At 59.1% G+C, this 3997-nt stretch carries 3 protein-coding genes; all 3 read left to right on the forward strand.

Translation table 11 applies throughout. The features are described 5' to 3' along the window. The first annotated feature begins 576 nt into the window (after positions 1–576). Complete coding sequence (locus QOC89_RS19600) at positions 577–1092, forward strand: PAS domain-containing protein (RefSeq protein WP_323046537.1); 516 nt, start codon at positions 577–579, stop codon at positions 1090–1092. 86 nt (positions 1093–1178) lie between these two features. Next, positions 1179–2858: a methyl-accepting chemotaxis protein gene (locus tag QOC89_RS19605; protein WP_323046538.1), complete on the forward strand. Its 1680-nt coding sequence runs from the start codon at positions 1179–1181 to the stop codon at positions 2856–2858. A 231-nt stretch (positions 2859–3089) separates the two neighbouring features. Beyond that, on the forward strand, positions 3090–3997 hold a 908-nt coding region (locus QOC89_RS19610), incomplete at its 3' end, for a cache domain-containing protein (RefSeq protein WP_323046539.1).

The raw sequence follows: 3997 nt of genomic DNA on the forward strand, positions 1-3997 counted from the left end.
GAGCTGACAAAGGAGAAATGATATGGCTGCCCAGCCAACTGGACCACCAGCACGTTGGTGCCGTGCATTTGCCGGCGCCAACCAATCTCACCCCGATCTTGACTTTCGGGGGAAGTCCTTGCAAACACAATCGAGGTACAACGGTCACCATTCCTTCGAGTCAGTCGACGAGTCCTCGGCCGGAGCCCCCATTCGCCCATCGGCATTGGCTCACGCTCGCCTTTCGCCCTTGGACAATATCATTTTCACTTTTGGGGGTATGGGCGCTTTTAGCCTCATACGCTCAACAGACTCCCGCAAACGATTGCTGAGGAATGGGAAGAAAAGAGATGCAGATACCTAAACTAAAAGTCAGGGTTAATCCTGTATAAAGCTTGCATCTGTTCGGCCGATATGCGTTATGCCGAGGCAGTGAAACTCAGAGGCGGCGACCGTGTCGGTCGGCCGCAAGGGGACCTTCCCTGGTACGGCTCATTACTAAATAACCTGAGAGAAGGCACGACCTGGCCTCCGTAATCAAAAGTAAGAGCGCCGGCGTACTTTGATTTTTCACGTCCGTTCAACGAGGAGAACGAAGTGGAACATTCAACGCCCGAGCGGCACCGGGAACAGCACGGACTCAGCGCGGTCAGCGCCGCACTCAACCGCGTTCGGGCGGTCATCGAGTTCGATCTCCACGGTATCGTCCTGCACGCCAACGACAATTTCCTGAAGGCCCTGGGCTATAGGCTCGATGAAGTGCGTAGCCAGCATCAAAAAATGTTCTGCGAGGCCGCTTACGTCGACAGCCTGGCGTACCGCCAGTTCCGGGAAAAGCTTGGCCGCGGCGAGTTCGATCAGGGAGAGTATCTGCGCATGGGAAGAGGCGGGCGCGAGGTATGGATCAACGCCTCGTACAACCCCGTGTTCGATTCCGACGGCAAACCCTATAAGGTCATTAAGTTCGCCACCGACATCACGGCCGCGCGCAAACAGAACGCCGAGTATGAAGGCAAGGTGCGCGCAATCGACCGAGCCCTGGCCCGCATCGAATTCGATCCATCCGGCAACGTGCTGTTCGCTAACCAGAACTTCCTCGACACGCCTGGCTAGCGCTAGAGGCGTCCATCGATCTGCCGGCGGCCTGGTCGGCCGGCAATTGCCTGCTTGTGACATGTTCAACGCAAGGATCCATAGGTATGAAACTGTCTTTTGTCCAGAAGCTCTGGCTGCCGCTGATCCTGAGCCTGCTCTGTCTGGCCGGCATATCGATCTACAACGCTTACCAGACGAGAGAAATGCATCTGGACGAGCGCAAGGCCGACCTGATACACGCGTCGGAGATCGCCCTGAGTGTGGTCAAGACCTTTGCTGACCAGGCGGTCGCCGGCTCCATGCCCATGGCGGAAGCCCAGAAACGGGCCATGGACAGCATCCGGCAGATGCGCTACGGCGAGGACGGCTATTTCATGATTTTCAATTCCCGTCCGACGATCCTGATGCACACGACGCAACCGGCGATGAATGGCAAGGATGTCGGCGACGTCAAGGATTCGAACGGCGTTTACTACTACAGAGATACGGTTGACGCCATCAAGCGCGACGGTCATGGCTTTACCGCGTATGCGTTTCCGAAGCCGGGCGCCACTGAAGCCTCTCCAAAAATCTCCTACAACGTGACCTATCAGCCGTGGGACTGGATAATCCGGACGGGGATTTACGTAGACGACGTCGATGCGGCATTCCGCTCGACGCTATACCAGAGCCTCGGGATTCTTCTGGTGCTGGCTGGGGGCTTGTCGGCTATCGTCCTGCTGCTTAACCGCGGCATCCTCCGCTCACTGGGCGGTGAGCCGTCCTATGCTGCCGAAATCGCCAACCAGATTGCCAGTAACGATCTGACTGCCGTGGTGAAGACGGCACCTGATGACCGCTCCAGCCTGCTCTTTTCGATGAAGCGCATGCAGGAGCAGCTCACGCAGACGATCGATAACATCAAGACTTCGGCCGACTCGATTGCCACCGCCACTCACCAGATTGCGGCGGGCAACCGGGACCTGTCGCAGCGCACTGAAGAGCAGGCCGCCTCGCTCGAGGAAACCGCGTCCAGCATGGAGCAGCTGACCTCGACCGTCATCCAGAACGCCGACAATGCCACCCAGGCCAACCAGCTCGCTGGAAAGGCCGCTCAGGTAGCGGAACAGGGCGGCGCCGTGGTGTCACGCGTGGTCGAAACCATGGAAGGCATCAACGCCAGCTCGGCCAGGATTGCCAACATTGTCGGCATCATCGAGGGCATCGCCTTCCAGACCAATATCCTCGCGCTGAACGCGGCCGTCGAAGCGGCGCGGGCGGGCGAGCAGGGGCGGGGTTTCGCGGTAGTGGCCTCGGAAGTGCGTTCGCTGGCGCAGCGCTCCTCGGTGGCAGCCAGGGAAATCAAGGAGCTGATCCACGAATCCGTGGAGCGGGTCCGGGCAGGCGCCGGCCATGTGCAGGAAGCCGGAACGAAAATGCGCGAGATCACTGACGAGATCAGACGGGTGACCGACATCATGGGTGAAATTGCCGCCGCCTCGCAGGAACAGAGCAAGGGCATCGGCCAGGTCAACCAGGCCGTCACTCAGATGGACGAAGTCACGCAGCAGAACGCGGCGCTGGTCGAACAGGCGGCGTCCGCCGCCAGCTCGCTCGAGTCGCAGGCGAACCATCTGAAAGCGTCCGTTTGGATGTTCAGGCTGGACGTCTCGACCGACGCCGGCGCTAGGCGGGCTGTCGCGCAGGCGTCCAACGCGGCTCCGGCGCGCCCGTGCACCAGTTACGCCAGCCCTGAAGCGGCTTACACCACGGCCCGTTCGGGTGACGCAAGCCGCCGAGGCTGAAGAATGTGGCAGCTTTTAGCGGGCCATCCGTACCACGGGTGATTGTCCGGCAGAGCAAACCGCATCTGTCGGCACCAAAGGTTCGCATGCCTCTTCGTGCGACGTTGACAAATTCCGAGACGACGCCAGTCATCAGCGTACGGAGCACTCCGGATGCGACGGATATTCCATCGAGATAGCGGACGAGCGCGACGCTCTATTTGAAAAGTTGCGAAATACGGAGAGCATGAAATGAACAAACTCAGCTCTATGCAAAAATTATGGTTGCCGTTGAGCATCGGTCTGATCGCGCTTCTGTGCATAACTATTTTTGGCGCCTATCAAAGTTTTCAGGTCCGAATGGAGGAACGCAAGAACGACCTGACGAACGTCGCGCATGCTGGAATGAGCATCGTCAGGGATTACGCATCGCTTGCACAAAAAGGCGTTCTGCCCACTGCCGAAGCGCAAAAGCAGGCCCTTGAACGGTTGCGAAGCATCCGGTACGGCGAGGACGGCTATATCCTCGTGATCAATTCGAAGCCCGTAATGCTCATGCATCCCATCCAGCCCGGGCTCGTGGGACATGACATGGCCAACGACGCGGACGCCGACGGCCGGCATCATTACGTAGCATTCGTCCGGGCTGCGCAAGCGGCGAACGGCGGGTTCGTCGATTACGTCTTTGCGCACGCCAGGGGTACCGTGGCGGTCCCGAAGATCGGCTATGTGCTGCGCTTTGCCCCGTGGGACTGGATTCTTTCGACGGGCGCCTATGTGGACGATATAGACGCGGCCTTCACGCATTCACTTTATGCCGCTGGAGCGGCATTCGCCGTTCTCGCGCTGCTGCTCGTCGTTCTCGTTTACACGATCAGCCGCCTGGAATCGCGCACCTCGGTACTGGCGGACTCGCTCGCGGAAGCCAATCAGGAACTGACTTACCTGGCGCTGCACGACAGCCTCACAAAACTCCCCAATCGTGTGCTACTGGAAGACCGGCTGAATCAGGCTATCCAGAATGCGGATCGCGAGAACGGCTGCTTCGCCCTGATGTTCATGGATCTTGACGGGTTCAAGGTCGTCAATGATGCCTACGGTCATCACGTGGGTGATGTGTTGCTGGTCGAGGTCGCCCAGCGCATTGGGGCTACCGTTCG

This window comes from Paraburkholderia sp. (assembly GCF_034668105.1).
Lineage (GTDB): Bacteria > Pseudomonadota > Gammaproteobacteria > Burkholderiales > Burkholderiaceae > Paraburkholderia.